This is a genomic window from Actinoplanes sp. NPDC051851 (assembly GCF_040681165.1).
Lineage (GTDB): Bacteria > Actinomycetota > Actinomycetes > Mycobacteriales > Micromonosporaceae > Actinoplanes.
Genome location: NZ_JBFAYF010000016.1, coordinates 80,245 through 97,977, shown reverse-complemented (window position 1 = coordinate 97,977; position 17,733 = coordinate 80,245). Strand labels below are relative to the sequence as shown.

Annotated in this window: 12 protein-coding genes; 1 reads left to right on the top strand and 11 read right to left on the bottom strand. The window is 72.7% G+C overall.

Annotated features, from left to right (window positions below):
• Positions 1 to 17: 17 nt before the first annotated feature.
• From AB0M08_RS17905 to AB0M08_RS17860, 10 genes are all read right to left on the bottom strand, one after another.
• A complete protein-coding gene (locus AB0M08_RS17905; protein WP_364493973.1) occupies positions 18 to 572 on the bottom strand; it encodes a DUF6817 domain-containing protein in 555 nt (184 codons plus the stop codon).
• Positions 569 to 1,543, bottom strand: coding sequence for a TauD/TfdA family dioxygenase (locus AB0M08_RS17900; RefSeq protein WP_364493970.1), 975 nt, complete (start codon positions 1,541 to 1,543; stop codon positions 569 to 571). Before AB0M08_RS17900 ends, AB0M08_RS17905 begins: the two co-directional genes overlap by 4 nt.
• Positions 1,544 to 1,577: 34 nt before the next feature.
• A complete protein-coding gene (locus AB0M08_RS17895) occupies positions 1,578 to 9,332 on the bottom strand; it encodes an amino acid adenylation domain-containing protein (RefSeq protein WP_364493968.1) in 7,755 nt (2,584 codons plus the stop codon).
• Positions 9,329 to 9,544, bottom strand: a complete 216-nt coding sequence (locus AB0M08_RS17890) for an MbtH family protein (protein ID WP_364493965.1) — start codon at positions 9,542 to 9,544, stop codon at positions 9,329 to 9,331. The genes AB0M08_RS17895 and AB0M08_RS17890 overlap by 4 nt, the downstream gene beginning before the upstream one ends.
• A 659-nt stretch (positions 9,545 to 10,203) precedes the next feature.
• Entirely contained in the window at positions 10,204 to 12,432 is a 2,229-nt protein-coding gene (locus AB0M08_RS17885) for an FtsX-like permease family protein (RefSeq protein WP_364493962.1), read from the bottom strand.
• Positions 12,429 to 13,169, bottom strand: coding sequence for an ABC transporter ATP-binding protein (locus tag AB0M08_RS17880; RefSeq protein WP_364494090.1), 741 nt, complete (start codon positions 13,167 to 13,169; stop codon positions 12,429 to 12,431). The genes AB0M08_RS17885 and AB0M08_RS17880 overlap by 4 nt, the downstream gene beginning before the upstream one ends.
• A 38-nt stretch (positions 13,170 to 13,207) precedes the next feature.
• A complete protein-coding gene (locus AB0M08_RS17875; RefSeq protein ID WP_364493960.1) occupies positions 13,208 to 13,732 on the bottom strand; it encodes a PadR family transcriptional regulator in 525 nt (174 codons plus the stop codon).
• 52 nt (positions 13,733 to 13,784) lie between these two features.
• On the bottom strand, positions 13,785 to 14,123 hold the full coding sequence (locus AB0M08_RS17870) for an STAS domain-containing protein (protein WP_364493957.1): 339 nt from the start codon (positions 14,121 to 14,123) through the stop codon (positions 13,785 to 13,787).
• Entirely contained in the window at positions 14,120 to 14,890 is a 771-nt protein-coding gene (locus AB0M08_RS17865; protein WP_364493954.1) for an ATP-binding protein, read from the bottom strand. Before AB0M08_RS17865 ends, AB0M08_RS17870 begins: the two co-directional genes overlap by 4 nt.
• A 76-nt stretch (positions 14,891 to 14,966) precedes the next feature.
• Positions 14,967 to 15,911: a helix-turn-helix transcriptional regulator gene (locus AB0M08_RS17860; RefSeq protein WP_364493952.1), complete on the bottom strand. Its 945-nt coding sequence runs from the start codon at positions 15,909 to 15,911 to the stop codon at positions 14,967 to 14,969.
• A gap of 241 nt (positions 15,912 to 16,152) precedes the next feature.
• Between AB0M08_RS17860 and AB0M08_RS17855 the strand changes: the two genes are divergently transcribed.
• The gene (locus AB0M08_RS17855) at positions 16,153 to 16,887 is read left to right on the top strand and encodes a hypothetical protein (protein ID WP_364493949.1); all 735 of its coding nucleotides are present in this window, start codon (positions 16,153 to 16,155) and stop codon (positions 16,885 to 16,887) included.
• 16 nt (positions 16,888 to 16,903) lie between these two features.
• Here the strand turns inward: AB0M08_RS17855 and AB0M08_RS17850 are convergent, their stop codons facing one another.
• Positions 16,904 to 17,680, bottom strand: a complete 777-nt coding sequence (locus tag AB0M08_RS17850) for an SDR family NAD(P)-dependent oxidoreductase (protein WP_364493947.1) — start codon at positions 17,678 to 17,680, stop codon at positions 16,904 to 16,906.
• Between the last annotated feature and the right edge of the window lie 53 nt (positions 17,681 to 17,733).

Genomic DNA, 17,733 nt, shown 5'->3' with positions numbered 1-17,733 from the left:
CGTCTCGTTTCGGTTCTTCAGCTCACCGGGGCGGTGAACGGGGTGTAGCCGTACGCCTGTTCCAGGGCACCGCGGACGGTGACCGGCAGATAGGGGCGCATCGCGTCGAACTCGCGGGCCCGGCTGAACCGGTTCCCGGCCGGGAACCGGGGCCGCTGCTCCAGCCAGTTCGCCACGGTCAGCGCCGCGAGGTCGGTGTACTGCTCGTCGGTGACCCCGATGAACTCGCCCTCGCGCGTCTCCAGCAGGAACGGGGCGCCCTCGAACGCCGCGTCGAACAGGCTGGTGCGGGTCACCGCACCGAACAGGTACGCCAGTGTCTCGGCCTCGTCGCCGATCAGCTCACGCACCGCCGGGCGCAGTTCCCGGGGCACCGCACCGGTCGGGAAGATCTCGGTGCCGTACGCCGAGTGGAACAGCCCGGCGTCGCACAGCGCCGGCCGGCATCCCCACCGCCGCAGCAGATCGTGCACGCCACGCAGGTGATCCAGCAATGCCGCGTCGGAGTGCGCCAGCTCGCCCACCCCGTGCCGTTCCAGAAAGGCGATCTTCTCGGCGTGCCCCGCGGTCACGACGCCTCCGGATGGCTGCCGAGCGAACCGGTCATCGCGACCAGGACCTTGCGCGGCCCCTCGAAGCTCGACCGGCCGTGCGACATCGCCAGGTTGTCGACCATCATCAGGTCACCGGGCTGCCACGGGAACTTCAGCAGCTCGGCGTCGTAGGCGGCGCGGACCGCGGCCAGGTCCGCGTCGTCGATGCGGCTGCCGTCGCCCAGGTACGCGTTGCGCGGCAGGTCCTCCTCGGCCATCAGCTCCATCAACGCCTCCCTGGTCGCCTCGTTGAGACTGGAGACGTGGAACAGGTGCGCCTGGTTCATCCAGCCGACCCGGCCGGTCACCGGGTGCACGGTGGTCGCCTGGCAGGTCTCGCTGGTGCGCAGCGCCCCATCGGGCAGCCATTCGAAGACGATGCCCCGTTCGGCGCAGAACGCCTCGACCGCCGGCTTGTCCATCCCGGTGAACGTCTCCTGCCAGGACACGCCCAGACCGGGCCGGTAGTTGCGGACGTACCGCACGCCGTGCCGCTCGAAGCGCTCCCGTACGCCGGCCGGGATGCGCTGGTAGACGGCGTGGCTGTCGGCCAGCGGTGTCTCACCGCCGCTGCGCGCCGCGATCTGCGAATAGAAGTACAGCGTGCGCGGCCAGACGCTGGTATACGCCATCTCGTTGTGCTGCGGGATGACCTCGGTGGCCGGGTACTCGGTGGACGTGTACACGTCACCGACCTTGCTCCGCGGGGTGGACCGGTACGTGTACTCGGCCATCTCCTCGCCGAACACCCGCACGAACCGGGCGAACACCGTGTCGTCCGGTACGTCGAAGCCGCGCAGCACGGTGGCCCCGAAGTCGATCGTCGCCCGGGTCAGGAGTTCGGTGTGGTGCTCGGCCCAGGCCACCGGGTCCATCCCGGACGCGGTGGCCTCGAAGAGCGCGACCCGGTCCGTAGCCGGGAAGAGGCAGGATTGCTTGACGTCATCCATGGTGTGGACCGTCCGTTTCGTCTCGTCGACCACTTCAGGAGTCTCCGGCGGGCACGAAGGAGCTCAGGGCCCGCCGGATGAGGTCCGCGAGACGCTCGATGTTCTCGCGGTCGTTGAGGTTGGTGCTGAACTTGAGCATCAGCAGCAGGCAGCCGTCGGCGAACCGGCCGTTGACCTGCATCTGGTGCATCCGGGTCAGCCTCGGCATCGGCCACGGGTCCTCGATCGAGGGCCCGAGCAGCGGCGACTTCTCCGGCTCGTACTCGAACTCGCCCCAGTTGTTGACCAGGATCGGCGGTCTGCCCAGGGGTGCCAGGTCCCGCGCCACCTCCGGCTGCGCGCCGAGGTAGCGCAGCAGACCGTAGGCCAGGCCCCGGCGGGGCACCGCACGCATCTGCTCGGCGATCGAACGCAGCAGTGCATCCGGTCCCGGTGCGGCCGGGCGCCGCAGCAGCCGCGGCGAGGTCATCGAGAACCGGCCGATCGCCCGCGACAGGTCCAGTTCGTCGCCGCCCATCTCCCGGCCCCGCACCACCAGGTCGAGCAGGACCGAGTCCTGACCGCTCCACTCGGTGAAGCCCTGCAGCACGGCGGCGAGGATGCCCTCGTTGACGGTCAGGCCGTACTCGCCGGGCAGCAGTCGCCGCAGCCGGGTGGTCTGGTCCGCGTCGAGGGCGACGGTCACCGTCTCCTCCGAGGACATCCAGTCCTCGCCGTTCGGGTGGTCGAGCGGCCACACCGGCAGCGGTCGCCGGGCGAGGCCGGTCCAGTAGGCGGCGTCCTCGGCCAACTGCGGGGAGCGGGCCAGCTCGTCCAGATTGCGCGCCCACTGCGCGAACGAGCCGGTGGTCGCCGCCGGTCGCGGCCGGCGGCCGGCCTCCAGGTCCAGGTAGGCGGTCTGCAGGTCGTCCATCAGTACGTCCCACGAGCTGTTGTCCATCAGCTGGTGGTGCACGATGGCGATCAGCCGGTCCGGGCGGTCGCCCCCGAAGTGGACCAGGGCCAGGTGGATCAGCGGGCCGTGGGCGAAGTCGAGCTTGCCGTGCAGGGTCCGGTCCAGCCTGCGGAACGCCACCTCCTGCGCCGGTGCGGCGAGGGCCGACAGGTCGACGCTGGTGAACGCCGGGCGGTCGAATCGCCCGGCGACCTCGACCCGGTAGCGGCCGCCCTCGTCCGGGAAGCTGATCCGCAGCGACTCGTGGTGCTCCAGGACGACGGCCAGCGCCTGCTCGATCAGCTTCGGGTCCAGCGACCGCAGCGTGTCGAACATGAAGATGTGCGTGTAGTTCACCTTGTCGGCGAAGTCGCGCTCCTGGAAGGCCCGGTGCGAGGGGACCAGCGGGATCGGCCCGGCGGTCTCGGCCGGCCCGGCGCCGGGGGCCTCGGTGGCGGCGAGCGCGGCGAGTGCGGCGACGGTCGGGTTCGCGATGAACTGCGCCGGCGTGATCGTGATACCCGCCTTACGCGCCCGGTCCACCACCCGGATCACGTGCAGCGAGTCACCACCCAGCGCGAAGAAGTCGTCGTCCGGGCCGACCTCGTCCACCCGCAGGACCGCACGCCAGATCCCCGCCAGCCGCTGCGCCACCGTGTCCCCGCCGGTCACCGGCGCGGCACCGCTCGCGGCGGGCCGGGCGGCAGCCGCCAGCGCGGCCCGGTCCACCTTGCCGTTGGGCAGGTACGGCACCACGTCGACCAGGACCAGCGTGGGAACCATGTAGTCGGGCAGGCGCTGCTTGAGCGCGGCCCGCAGCCGGGCCGGGTCGGCGGCCACCCCGGGGCGCACCACCGCGTAGCCGATCAGGCGCCGCTGGTCGGGCCCGTCCTCGGCGATGTCGACGACGCTGTCGGCCACCTCGCCGACGGCGGCCAGCGCCGCGGCCACCTCGCCGAGCTCGACCCGGTGCCCGCGGATCTTCACCTGGTCGCCGGCGCGGCCGAGGAACTCCAGCTCGCCATCGGCCAGGAACCGGCCGCGGTCGCCGGTGCGGTACCAGCGCCCGCCGTCCGGGCCGGTGACGAAGCGCTCGGCGGTCAGTACCGGATCGCCGAGGTACTCACGGGCCAGGCCGGCCCCGGCCACCACGATCTCGCCCGGCTGGCCCAGCGGCACCGGGCGGAGCCGGTCGTCCACCACGGCCAGGCGGGCACCCGGGATCGGGCGGCCCAGCGGTGCCACCGCGCCGCGGCCGCGCCGCTCGGTGGGTACCTCGGCGACCGCCACGATGCCGGTCGTCTCGGTCTGGCCGTACATGTTGATCAGGCGCGGCGCCGCGGCACCGAGCGCGCGGACCGTCTCGGGCAGGTCGTAGAGCAGCGGCTCGCTGGCGGTCAGGATGACCTGTGGCCGCCAGTAGTCGGCGACCGCGGCCAGTGCCGGCAGCACCACCCGCAGGTAGGACGGCACCAGGTCGAGCACCTGGACGCCGTGCCGGCGCGCCTCGGCGAGCAGGTCGCCCGGCGCGGCCAGCTGGTCGGCGGTGGCGATCACGACCCGGCCGCCGAGGGCGAGCGGGACGGTCAGCTGCCGGACCGAGGACGAGAACGCGAACGACGCGGTGTGCAGGTAGACCGGTGCGGCCGGCAGGTCCAGCGCGGCCGGCAGACCGGACAGGTACCCGGCCAGGCCACGATGCCCGACCACCACACCCTTGGGCACTCCCTGGCTGCCGGAGGTGAACACGACGTACGCGGGATCGTCCGGCCCGGCCGGCACCGGATCGGCTACCGCCTCCTCCCCCAGCCGGTCCAGCACGAGCGGCTCGCCGGATCCGGCCGGAAGCGTGCCGGCCAGCGCCGCCGAGGTGATCACCAGCGGGGACGCGGTCTGCGCCGCCGTCGCCGCCAGCCGCTGCGCCGGGTACGCCGGGTCGAACGGCACGTAGGCGCCGCCCGCCTCCAGCACCGCCAGTACCGCCGTGACCAGGTCGGCGCCCCGTTCCAGGTAGATCCCGACCAGGACACCGGGGCGCACCCCGCGGGCGGCCAGCACCCGGGCGAGCTCCACCGAGCGGCGTCGCAGCTCGCCGTAGGTCACCGAGGTCTGCCCGCAGACCACCGCCACCGCGTCCGGGCGCCGCGCGGCCTGCTCGGCGAAGCGCTGCGGGAAGGTGTGCTCGGTCGCGTCCCGCGGCAGCGGCTCGCCGCGGCCCAGCGCTTCGATGCTCTCCCGTTCTCCGGGCAGCAGGACGCCGGCCCCGAAGACCGGCGCGTCCGGCTCCGCGACCAGCCGCCCGAGCAGCCGCTCGAAGCGGTCCATCAGGCGTGCCACGGTGGCGGCGTCGAACAGGTCGGTGCTGTACTCGGCGTGCCCGGCCAGGCCGTTCTCGGTCTCCCACAGGTCGACGACCAGGTCGAAGCGGGCCGTCACCTGCTCCGCGTCGATCTCCTCCAGGACCAGGCCGGGACCGGGCTCCGGCAGCGCCCGCGCCATGTTCTGCAACGCGAACCGCACCTGGAACAGCGGCGCGTAGCTCAGGTCACGCACCGGGGCGACCGCGTCGACGACCATCTCGAAGGGCACGTCCTGGTTCGCGTACGCACTGTGCGCGACCTCGCGGACCCGGCCGAGCAGTTCGGTGAAGGTCGGGTCACCGGAGAGATCCACCCGCAGCGCGAGGGTGTTGGCGAAGAAGCCGACCAGGTTCTCCAGCTCGGTTACCGTCCGGTTGGCGATCGGCGTGCCGACCACCACGTCACGCTCCCCGCTGAGCTGCGCCATGAGTACGTCGAAGCCGGCCAGCAGCAGCATGAACAGCGAGACACCGCGACGGCGGGCCAGGCCGGCGACCGCCTCGGACAGCTCGGGTGACCACTGCACCTCGTGGCGCGCGCCCCGATAGGTCTGCGCGACCGGCCGCGGCCGGTCGGTCGGCAGGTCCAGGGTGGGCAGGCCGGCCAGGTGCCGCTTCCAGTAGTCCAGCTGGCCGTCGAGCTCCGCGCCGGTGAGCCAGGAGCGCTGCCAGTACGTGTAGTCCAGGTAGCCGAACTCCAGCTCGGGCAGTCCGGCCGGCTGCCCGGTCGCGGCGGCCCGGTACAACGCCATCAGGTCGTCCAGGACGATCGAGAGCGACCAGCCGTCGGAGACCACGTGGTGCAGGGTCAGCAGCAGCACGTGCTCGGCGGGCCCGGACCGGACCAGCACCGCCCGCAGCAGCGGCCCGGAGGCCAGGTCGAACGGGCGCACCGCCTCATGACCGGCGAGCGCCGCCAGTCGCTGCCGCGGGTCGCCGGCACCGCTCAGGTCCACCTCGGTGAACGGCACGTCGCCGGCCGGGAGGACGCGCTGCTCGGGTTCGCCGTCCGGGGCCGGGAAGTACGCGCGCAGCCCCTCGTGGCGGGCCCACAGCCCGGCGACCGCGGCACGCATCGCCGCGGTGTCGAGGGCTCCGGTGAACCGCAACGCGACCGGCACGTTGTAGAAGGAGCTCTCCTCGGCGAGACGGTTCAGGAAGTAGAGACGGCCCTGCGCGTACGACAGCGGGGCCCCGCCGGAGCGCGGCACCACCACGAGTCCGGGGCGCGGTGCCCGGCCGCCCAGCCCGTCGATCCGTACCGCCAGCTCGGCCAGCGTGGTGGCCTCGAGGAACGTCGCCAGCGGCAGGTCCATCTCGAGGATCTTGCGGAGCCGGGCCATCGCCTGCACGGCCAGCAGCGAGTGCCCGCCCAGCTCCAGGAACCCGGCGTCGCGGCCGATCGTCTCCACCGGCACCTTCAGCACGTCGGCCCAGACCCGGGCGACGACCTTCTCCAGCGGGGTGGCCGGCAGATCGGTGCTCGCCTCGACGGCCGCCTCGGGCAGCGGCGCGGGCAGCGCCGCCCGGTCCACCTTGCCGCTGCCGGCCAGCGGCAGCTCGTCGAGCACGACCACGACGTCGGGGACCATGTACTCCGGCAGTTCCCGGCGCAGCGCCTCGCGGACCTCGGTACCGGCCACGCCGGCCCCGGCCACGTAGCCGACCAGCGCGGTCTCGCCGGGCCGGTCCTCGCGCAGGAGCACGATCGCCTCGCGGACCCGCGGCAGCCGGGTCAGCGCCGCCTCGATCTCCGCCAGCTCCACCCGGTACCCGCGGACCTTGACCTGGGTGTCGACCCGGCCCAGGCAGTCCAGCTCGCCGTCGGGACGCCTCCGGGCCAGGTCGCCGGTGCGGTACATCCGCTCCCCCGGCGTGGTCGCGAACGGGTCCGCGACGAACCGTTCGGCGGTCAGCCCGGGGCGGTTCCAGTAGCCGCGGGCGACGCCGGTGCCGGCCACGTACAGCTCGCCGATCGTGCCGCGCGGCACCGGCTGCAGGTAGCGGTCCAGGACGTACAGCCGGGTGTTCGCGATGGGCCGGCCGATCGGCACGGTCCCGCTCAGATCGGTCTGCTCGTCCACCTCGTACACGCAGCACCCGACGACGGTCTCGGTCGGGCCGTATTCGTTGACCACCCGCAGGCCGGGGATCCTCCGGCGCCAGGCCGCCACGGTGCCGCCGTGCAGTGACTCGCCACCGACCACCAGATAGCCGTCGGCCTCGACGGTGGCCGACGGCATCGCCTTGTCCAGCGTCTCCAGGTGCGCCGGGGTCAGCTTGACCAGACCGTGATCGAGCTTCTGGCACAGCGTCTCGGCGAGCGCCGGCAACTCCTCGCCCTCGGCGACCAGCAGCACCGGGCGGCCGGCCAGCAGCGGCGCGAACAGGGTGGTCACCGACAGGTCGAAGCGCAGCGACGAGACCAGCGGCGCACCGCCGCCGTCGGCCACCCGGTACGCCCGCACCGCCCAGCCCAGGTAGTTGCCCAGCCCGCGGTGGGTGACCGTGACGCCCTTGGGGCGCCCGGTGGAGCCGGACGTGTAGATCAGATAGCAGGCGCTGTCCGGATGCGGCCGGGACCGGGTGAGCGGTTCGGCCGGGTCGCCGGCGGTGTCCTGGTCTGCGCGCAGCACCCGGGCTCCGGTCGCCGCCGCCCGATCCGCGTACCGGGCGCTGGTGAGTACCACCCCGGCGCCCGCGTCGGTGACCATGAAGCCGACCCGGTCGGCCGGGTCGCGCACGTCCAGCGGGACGTACGCGCCGCCGGCCTTCAGCGTGGCCAGCACGGCGACCACCAGGTCGACGCCGCGTTCCAGCAGCAGGCCCACCCGGGACTCGGTGCCGACGCCGGCCGACCGCAGCCGGACGGCGAGCCGGTCGGCGAGCGCGTCGAGCTCGGCGAAGGTCACCACCGCCGGACCGGCGAGCAGCGCCGGGCGGTGTGGGGTGCGTACGGCCTGCCGCTCGAACAGCTCGATCGCGCAGAGGTCGGCCAGTTCCACATCGGTGGTCCGGTTCCCGTCGACGACGTCGCGGTGCACCTCGTCGGCGGAGAGCAGGGCGGCGTTCCCGACCGTTACCAGCGGCGCGGCGGTCAGCTCGCTCAACAACCGGCCCAGGTGGGTCGCCAGGCGCTCGACGGTCGCCACGTCGAACAGGTCGGTGGAGTACTCGATGCTGCCGTGCAGCGAGCCGTCCGCGCCCGGCCACAGGTCGAGGGTCAGGTCGTACTTGGAGATCGGCAGGTGGTGCTCGACCGAGGAGACGCGCAGCCCGTCCACGTCGACGGCCAGTGTGGGGTCCTCCACCAGCGCGAACATCACCTGGGCCAGTGGCGTACGGCTGAGGCTGCGCTCCGGGTCGACGACCTCCACCACCCGGTCGAACGGTGCCCCGCCGTGCGTCATGCCCTCCTGGGCCACGTCGCGGACCCGACCGATCAACTCCCGGAAGCTCGGCGTGCCGGACGTGTCCAGCCGGAGCACCACCGAGTTGACGAAGAAGCCAACGATCGACTCCAGCTCGGCCCGCGGGCGGTTGGCCACCGGTGTGATCACCGAGATGTCGTCCTGGCCCGAGTACCGGGAGAGCAGCGCGGTGAACCCGGCGAGCAGCACCATGAACGGCGTCGCCCGCTCCCGCGACGCGAGGTCGCGCACCGCCGGCCAGATCCCGGCGGGCAGGACGAAGCGGTACCGCTGCCCGCGGAAGGTCTGCACCGCGGGCCGGGTCCGGTCGGCCGGGATCTCCAGCGCCGGGTTCGCGCCGGCCAGCCGGTTCTGCCAGTACGCGACGTCGGCGGCCAGCTCGGCGGCGCGCTCGGGGCGGCCCTCCCAGGCCGCGTAGTCCACGTACTGCAGGGCCGGTGCCGCGGGCTCGGGGCCGCCGGTCACCGCGGCCCGGTACAGCGCCAGCAGGTCGTCGATGAGCAGGCTCGTCGACCAGCCGTCACTGACGCTGTGGTGGACGGTCAGCAGCAGGACGTGGTCGTCCACACCGGTCCGGAACAGCGCGGCCCGCACCAGGGGCCCGTGCGCCAGGGCGAAGGGCCGCCGCGACTCCGTGGCGAGCGCGGCGTCCAGCCCGTCCTCGGGCACCTCGGCCAGGGGGAGATCGATGGTGACCCGCGGCAGGATGTGCAGGACCGGATCGCCGTCGCGCGGGACGAAGAGCGTGCGCAGCGCTTCGTGCCGGGCCACCAGACGGTTGACGGCGGCGGCCAGCGCCTCGGTGCGCAGCGGGCCGGTCAGCCGCAACGCGGTGGGCACGTTGAAGACGAAGCCGTCCGGGTCGAGCTGATCCATGAACCACAGTCGGCGCTGGGCCGCGGAGAGCGGCAGGTCGCCGTCGCGCGGGACGGGGGTGATCGCGTCGCTCGGCGCGGTCTGCCGGCCGGCCAGCCGCTTCTCCAGCAGCGCCCGCTTGGCCCCTGACATCGCGTCGAGCCGGGCCGCGCTCGGCGACTGTCGCGGGGTACCGGTCTCCGCGCTCATCGGGCGTCCCCGAGCTGCGCCACGAGGCTGGCCGGTCGCATGTCCGTCCAGTTAACATTCACGTAATCCAGACAGGCGGAACGCGTGTCCGCGCCGTGGACCACGGTCCATCCCGCGGGAACCACGGCGAAATCTGGCCACAGCGAATGCTGACCCTCATTGTTGACAATCACAAAGAACTGGCCGTCTGGATCGTCAAACGGATTATTCATCGCCCCGTGCCCCCATTTTGGTGCTTGATTATGCGTTCGTTCTCGTCGCCGATTGCGGGCGGCATGAGATTTCGCCGCGCACGGCAAGGGCAGCCCTCAGCCCGGCGCGAAACAGTGCCGACGACAGTCGTCACGGCCGCATGAAGCGCCTCTGAGCAGCTACTTTTTAATGTTCGGAGCACATCCCGGCAGCAGGGTCAGTACACCCGGCCGGGCGACGGCAGGTCCAGCCTCAGCGACCGGGAGGACCGTGCAGTGCACCCTTGAGAGAAACAAATGCGCAAGGTCTTCCCCGCGCTCCGATAAAGCCCCCGTTGAACATCACGGCTGGACACTAGCAGCGGCCCATCAGGCACGCAAGAAGTCGACACCGGCCGATCGAAGCCAGCACTTCCCCAGCACCCAGAGTGATATTCAGACGATTGCCATCCCATCAAACACCCGTTTACAAACGTCAACGCGCCCGTTCACATTCATAGTTTCATATCGATTTTTGCACGTGGCTGACGCGCCGGCCGATCCCCAGTGGACCGCCACCCGATCCGGCACGTCCCGCCACGCCCCACCACGTCCCGCCCGCCAGGGGTCACCCTCCGAACACGAGACACCCGCCGCGACCCGTTCCCCCGCCGGTGAAACAGATCACAACGTCGCTCCGCTCACTCGTGACGCAGTTCCCCGGTACGCGTCACCCGACGGACCGCGGGCAGCAGCACCGCCACGGTCGTACCCAGCACGAGGAGGCCACCGACCAGGGCGGGTTCCAGGATGGTCGCGGCGCGGAACGCCACCGGCACCCGCTCCGTCCGCATCAGCAGCACGCCGAGCCCGGTGCCCACCGCGACGGCGAGGGCCAGCCCGCTCGCCACCGGCACGATCGCCTGCCAGAGCACCGACCAGACCACCGTCGTGCGGCGGGCACCGACCGCGCTCAGCACCCCGAGCAGCCGTCTGCGCTCGTGCAGCCGAGCGCCCACGTCCAGCAGCAGCCCGAGCGCCATCATCGCGAGGACCAGCACGGATCCGACGTTCAGCGCCGTACGCAAGCCGCTGTACTTATCCCCCTCCGGGGCGAGCGAGGTGAACAGCGCGAGCGGGTCGATCTCGGCCGCGACGCCGCGCACCGTGCCGACCACGCTCGCGGGCGTCTCCGTGGTGAACATCCGGGTCTCGACGAACCACGGCTCGACGTCGGCCAGCCCGTCCGGTGCCGCGGCGGGGGTCAGCAGCAGGGCGGTGTTCACGTTCTGCGCGTCACTGCCGACCGGGCGGGCGGTCCGGGCGTTCTCCGGTACGGCCACCTCCCAGCCCTCCACCTCGACGGACGGGCCCGGGTCGCCGGACGTGAACGCGTCGCCGTCCGCGCACGAGTCCACCCGGGCGATCTGCCGCAGCGCCACGCAGTCGCCGACCGCCACGTAGCCGAAGATCCCACCGACCTCGGTGAGCGGGTACATCGCGACGGTGCCCGCGGTGATCCCGTCGACCTGCTCGAACATCGCGGTGCGCCGCCGCATCTGGTCCGCGGTCTGCTTCCCCGGCGCCTGCAGGATGAACGCCGGGTCCGCGGCGTCGTCCGGGGCCTCCCGGCGTGCGGCGTCCGCGGCGAAGAAGCTCTGCAACGCGATCACGCCGGCGACCGCCACCACGATGCCGGTGACGGCGCGCGTGGAGCCGGCCGGATTCCGGCGCAGCTGCTCGGCGGCGAGCTGCCAGGAGACCGCGGCGCCCGGGAAGAGCCGGGCGACGAGCGGCACCAGGTACGGCAGCAGCGGGACGACCGCCACGACCAGCAGCACCACGCCGAGGCCGGTGCGGTCCTCGTTCAGGTCGGGCGTACCGGAGAAGGCCGGAAAGAGGAGGAGGAGAGCCATGGCCAGGGGGATCAGCCGCCACCAGAGGCGTCCGTGCCAGGTCGCCGCGCTGCGCAGGACGCCGAGCGGCTCGACGGTGACGCCGCGGAATCCGAGCAGGTTCATCACCACCGCGAGCCCGAAGACGGCCAGCACCACGAGCGCGGCCAGGGCGGGGACCGGCCGGACGTCCGACGGGTAGACGCTGACGTCGAAGAGCCAGAAACGGTCGGCCAGCACGCGGGCGATCAGGTAGAGCAGCACCCCGGCCGACATCCCCACGCCCGCCGGGACCAGACTCTCGCCCACCGCGACACGCAGCACGGCACGCCGGTCCGCGCCGATCAGCCGGATCGCGGCGAGCCGCCGGTCACGGGCCTCCGCGCCGAAACGCAGGGCCGCCCCGATGAAGATCGCCACCGGCAGGAGCACGGTCGCCAGGATCGAAACCACTATCACGTACGTCCGGGGACTGGGATCGTCCTCGCTCACCACGCCGTAGCGGGCCACCCGCCAGGAACCGTGGTCGATCAGGTCCACCACCCGGTGATAGCCGGCGTAGTACGCGAACTCGTGCGGCCCGGAGAGCCCGGCCGGCGCGATCGTCCCGACGATGTCGTACGGCATCTGACGTCGCAGATCGGCGCCGTCCGGCCCGGCGAGCGCGGCCTGCAGGGCGGGCGACGCGTACATCTGGTGCTCGCCCGGGAAGGCCGGGAGCCCCGGGGGCAGCGGGGAGTCCGCCGTGTCGGGCCAGATCAGCCGGCCGCGGACGGCGTTCTCGCCCCACTGCGACTCCACCCAGGCGGTGACCACCGTACGCCCGGCGGGGGCGTCCTCGGTGTAGTCGTCCAGCCGGGCCGCCGTCCGTGCCTGCCGGGCGTCGAGCATGACCGGCACGGACGCGCCGAGCAGCAGGGCGGCCGCGCCGATCGCCACACCGGTCGCGGCCATCGCGGTCCGGCCCCAGCCACGGCGGCCACCGGAGAGCGCCAGCCGGACACCGAGCCCGAGCTCGGCCAGCACCCGCCTCATCGGACGCCCAGTCGCTCGGTACTGCCCAGTCGCTCAGTGCTGCCCAGTCGATCGGTACTGCCCAGTCGATCGGTGCTGCGGCCGTCGCGCACCACGATGCCGCGGTCGGCGTACGCCGCCACCCGCGCGTCGTGGGTGACCAGCACGACCGCCGCGCCCGCCTCCCGGGCCGCGTCGGTGAGCATCTCCATCACCTGCTCGCCCGCGACCGAGTCGAGCGCGCCGGTCGGCTCGTCGGCGAAGATCACTTTCGGTCCGGTGATCAGCGCGCGGGCCACCGCGACGCGCTGCTGCTGACCGCCGGAGAGCTCGCCGGGGCGGGCGTCCGCCTTCTCGGCCAGGCCGAGCCGGTCCATCAGGTCGGCGGCGCGGCGCTCGGCCTGCCGCCGGGAGACGCCGTCCAGGCGCAGCGGCAGCGCGACGTTCTGCCGGGCGGTCAACTCCGGGACCAGCTGACCGAATTGGAACACGAAGCCGAAATCCCGTCGCCGGATCCGGCTGCGCTCGGCGTCGCCGAGTTCGGAGAGTTCGCGCCCGGCGTACGCGACCCGGCCCTCGTCGGGGACGGTCAGGCCGGCCGCGCAGTGCAGCAGGGTGGACTTGCCCGAGCCGGACGGCCCCATCACCGAGACGACCTCCCCGGCGGCGACCATGAGATCGGCACCGTCGAGCGCCGTGGTCGGCCCGTAGCTCTTGCGCAGCCCCTCGGCCACCAGCAGCACGCCGTCACCGTTCATCGCCGCACCCTGCTCGCCGGTCGTCACGCCCGCGCCGTTCATCCGCGCACCTGCTTCGCCAGCTCGTCCAGCTTCGTCGCGGTGTGCTCCAGCCAGCGCAGGTCCGCCTCGAGGTGGAAGAGCGCGTGGTCGCAGATCAGCCGGTCCGCGAGGTCGCCGCCACGCTTGCGCCGGGTCAGTTCGCGCATCGCGGTGAGGTGCTCCTCGCGCTGCACGTCCAGCACCGCGGCGGCCGAGCGCCCGGTGAGCAGCGCGCCGATCACCTTGGCGTAGAGGTTGCTCTGCAGGTACTGCTCGGGCTTCTCCGGCTCGCCGAGCCAGCGCGCCACATCGGTCACGCCCGACTCGGTGATCGTGTACCGCTTCCGGTCCGGCCCGCCGTCGCCGCCCTCGGCGTCCGCGGTCACCATCCCGTTCTTGAGCAGCTTCGCCAGTGTCGTGTAGACCTGCGCGTAGTGCAGCGGCCGGTCGGCACCGAAGTGCTGGTCGTAGGCGCGCTTGAGGTCATAGCCGTGTCTCGGCTGCCCCTCCAGCAACACCAGAAACGCCGTAGCGATCGTCATGCGCGGCACTATACACATAGATATATAGTCACTCGATCAATGCGGCCGCGCCTCACCCGTCGGTGAAGAGGAACTCCGCGCCCAACTGGCGAAAGAGCCAGACGATGTGCGGGCGCGCCTTCCACAACCGCAGCGAATGCCCCTGATCCGCGGCCTCGGTAGCCAGTACCACGAAGAGGCGAACCGTCGCCGCATCGCAGAAGTCCACGTCCGTCAGATCGACCATGATCTCGTGGGAGTGCCCGGTAGTGATCACAGCCCGGAGACGGTCGTGCAGCACCGGTGTGGTCGCCCCGTCCAACTCCCCCGCCAGCCGGATGACCAGGGCACCGGTCCCCGCCGTGATCGCCGCGATCGGACCGACCCGGTCACCACCCGCAGCGCCGCTCACCGCGCACCACCGGACCGGGGGTGGATCGTCGCCCAGACGACCTTGCCCGTACCGCACGGCATCGCGCCCCACGACGTCGCCGCCGCGTGCACCACGTGCAGGCCGGAGCCGGACCCTCCGGCCAGGCGCGGCACCCGCGGATCCTCGTCACGCACCGCGACGTGCAGCCCGCTCCCCCGCCGGGACAGCATCACCGTGATCGGGGTCGCCGCGTGTTCCACGGCGTTGAGCACCAGCTCCGAGGCGACCAGCCGGGCCCGGTCCCGCAGGCCCGCCATCCCCCACGCCCCGCACGCGTTGGCGACCGCACCCCGGACCGCCGCGGCGGCCCCGCTCTCCGGAGGCAGGTCCAGCTCGAACCGGCCGGTCAGCGGCGACTGCTCGGCGGCGGCCGCCCGGGCCCGCGGCACGCTGGGGTACGACGGCACGGCGCCGGGACGGGACAGCCGTTCGGCGAGCGCGGTGCCGGGTGACACGCAGACCAGCACCGACACCGGCGGCCACATCGGAGCACCCAGCCGGCCGGCCGCGGTCCACGTCGGCACGCTGCCCGCCCGCGGGTCGGTCAGCGGGTTCAGGTCGATGAGCAGGGTGGCCGGGTGCTCGCTCAGGCACTGGCGGATCGCGGAGCCGGTCGCCCGGCCGAGCCGCCGTCCCCATCGGCCGTGCACGGCGAGGGTGAGCACACTGGTCTCCACGTCCAGACCGACGTCGACGCCGTCGCCCTGGGCCGGGTCGTACGGCTCGAACAGATACGGGGGTTCCACAACCACTCAACCATCCGGGAGGCGATACGGAGCGGGCGTTCCTCCGTTGGTGCACGATGCGCACGCCCCGGCGGGGTCATCGACGGCGCAGCGTCTCGGACGGGAGCACCCCGAAGGCGGCGTGATAGGCGGCGGTGAAGCTGCTGTGGCTGGCGAAACCCCAGCGCATGGCGACGGCGGAGACCGTGGTGGTGGCCGGGTCCGCCTCCAGCAGGTGCCGGTGGGCCCGCTGCAGCCGCACATCGCGCAGGTACGCCGTCGGTGTCGTACCGAGATGGCGCCGGAAGGCCAGTTGCAGCGACCGGATGGTGACCCGGGCGGCGAGGGCGATCTCGGCCGGGGTGATGTCACCGTGCGCGTTCTCGTCGATGAACGCGATGGCCCGCCGCAGGGTCGCCGGGTGGGCGTCGTGCTGGTCGGCGACGGTCGGTTCGACGAGCGCGGTGTTGGGGAACGTCGACAGGGCGACCGCGGCGAGCATCCGCGCCGTGGACCCGACCAGCAGCGGCTCCTCGTCGGCGGGGATCCCGGCGACCGTGGTGCGTACGTAGTCGAAGCAGTTCTCCCAGGTCGTGGCGGCCCGCGAGGAGTGCGGCCGGTGCCCGGTGAACCGGATCGGCCGTGGTGCCCGGCCCGGTTCACCGGCGGCGACCTGCGCGAAGATCGCGGGCGGGAACCAGGCGTGCTCGACGTCGTAGTCCTTGACCTGGACCCGGAACTCGCGGCCGGGCAGCGCCGGGACGAAGACGTCGCCGGGGCCGCTCTCGACGATGCCCGCTCCGAGGTCGTGCCGGGCCTGACCGGCGCGGACCCTGCTGATCGGGATCAGGTGGATCGGCTGGAGCTCCGCGACGAAGTCCATGCTGAGCGTGACGTGGTGCAGCGAGACCGGGCCCACCTCGGTCCGGGCGATCCGCAGGTGGTGCCGGTCGCCGGTCACGTTCAGCCGCATCCGGGTGTACGTCCGCTCCAGCAGGGCGTGCGCCTCGCCGAGGTCATCGGTCTCGAACACCTCGGTCACGGCGCCGTCAGCGTGCGGGCTCGCGAGATCCTCAGAAGGCCACCTCCGGCATACGGGCCACCTACGCCAGGGTCCGCCTCCCGCCCACGATAGGGCAATCCCTGAACGGGTGACCAGGTTTCGCTCCCGCGACAGCACCGGCGGTGGACCTTCGCTTTCCACGTAGTCGACCGTCCAGCCACCGGCGACCGTTACATACGCCGGCCGCGCACGGCACCTGACCGCGAAGGATCCCGGACTGATGAGAACGACGACGGGCCGATGTCTGGAGACCGGGATAACCACGGTCAGGCTCATCGGCGACCTGACCGGGGAGACGATCGCCACGGTCCGTGCCGTGGTGGGCAAGGCCGCCGCGGAGTGCCCGACGGCCGTGGTCGTCGACCTCACCGCGATGGCACCGGCGGCCCCGGACCACATGAGCGTCTTCGGCGCGGTCACCCACCAGGCGCGGCACGTGTGGGGCGTACCGGTCCTGCTCTGCGCGCCCACGGCGGAGCTCAGGGCCGCGTTCGCCGAGATCCGCCCGCTGGTGGCGCTCTACGACGACCACGAGCTGGCCCGGACCGCGGTGTACGCCGACGTCCCGCACTGGGTACGCCGCCGTCTCGCCCCCGCGGCCGGCAGCGCCCGGGCCGCCCGGGTCCTGCTCGGTGACGCGTGCCGCGGGTGGGGCCTGGCCCACCTGTACGAGCGGGCCCGGCTGATCGCCACCGAGCTGGCCGCCAACGCGATCACGCACGCCGGCACCGAGTTCGACGTCACCGCCGCGTACACCGGCCGTTTCCTGCGCATCGCCGCCCAGGACGGCAGCCCGCTGATCCCCCACCCGCGGGCCGCCGCCGCGAACGGCTCGTCCCCGCTGCGGGCCGGTGGGCTGGGGCTGCGCGCGGTCGCCGCCGCCAGCAGCCACTGGGGCACGACCCTGATCCCGGGCGGCAAGATCGTCTGGTCGCTGCTGCACGCGGACCGCTGACCCGCGGCCACCCTCGTCAGCCGGGCAGGACCATCGACCAGCCGCCGTCGATCACCAGGTTGGTGCCGGTGATGTACGCGGCCTCGTCGCTGGCGAGGAAGACCGCCGCCGGGATGACGTCGGCCGGGGTACCGAGCCGGCCCAGCGGGATGGCGTTCGCGATCGTGCGCATCGGGTGGTCCGGCGCGAGCAGGTTCCTCCGGGTCCCCTCGGTCTCGATCATGCCGGGGCTGACGCAGTTGGCGCGGATGCCGTACCGGGCGCCCTCCGCCGCGAGCTGCCGGGTCAGCGCGATCACCCCGCCCTTGGTGGCCGCGTGCGCGGTGCGCTGGTTGGTCACCGAGCCGGTCAGCCCGGCGGTGGAGCCGACCGTGATGATGCAGCCCTGGGAGGCGATCAGGTGCGGCCAGGCGGCGCGGACGGTCAGGAAGACCGAGTCCAGCTCGGCCTTCACCGTGAAGCTCCAGTCCGCGTACGACTGTTCGTCGACCGGGCCGAACCGGACCGCTCCGGCGTTGGCGTACGCGATGTCGATGCGCCCGAAGGCCTCCACCGCGTGCTCGGCCCAGGCGTTCACCGACGCCTCATCGGTGACGTCCAGCCGACCGGGACTGATCATCGTCCCGCCGACCCCCCGGACCAGCTCGCAGGTCTCCGCCGCGGCCTCGACGTTGACGTCGCCGCCGACCACGAGCGCACCCTCGGCGGAGAACCGCAGCGCGGCGGCCCGCCCCTGCCCCTGCGCGGTGCCGGAGATCAACGCGACCTTCCCGGCCAGACGTCCGCCGCTCATCGCTGCTCTCCTCGGGTGGATCGGGCTACGCGATCTTTAGTACACCCGAATCC

Coding starts and splice junctions, on each gene's coding strand:
- AB0M08_RS17900 (WP_364493970.1), bottom strand. CDS start 1,543: ATGGATGACGTCAAGCAATCCTGCCTCTTCCCGGCTACGGACCGGGTC.
- AB0M08_RS17895 (WP_364493968.1), bottom strand. CDS start 9,332: ATGAGCGCGGAGACCGGTACCCCGCGACAGTCGCCGAGCGCGGCCCGG.
- AB0M08_RS17890 (WP_364493965.1), bottom strand. CDS start 9,544: ATGAATAATCCGTTTGACGATCCAGACGGCCAGTTCTTTGTGATTGTC.
- AB0M08_RS17885 (WP_364493962.1), bottom strand. CDS start 12,432: ATGAGGCGGGTGCTGGCCGAGCTCGGGCTCGGTGTCCGGCTGGCGCTC.
- AB0M08_RS17880 (WP_364494090.1), bottom strand. CDS start 13,169: ATGAACGGTGACGGCGTGCTGCTGGTGGCCGAGGGGCTGCGCAAGAGC.
- AB0M08_RS17875 (WP_364493960.1), bottom strand. CDS start 13,732: ATGACGATCGCTACGGCGTTTCTGGTGTTGCTGGAGGGGCAGCCGAGA.
- AB0M08_RS17855 (WP_364493949.1), top strand. CDS start 16,153: ATGAGAACGACGACGGGCCGATGTCTGGAGACCGGGATAACCACGGTC.
- AB0M08_RS17850 (WP_364493947.1), bottom strand. CDS start 17,680: ATGAGCGGCGGACGTCTGGCCGGGAAGGTCGCGTTGATCTCCGGCACC.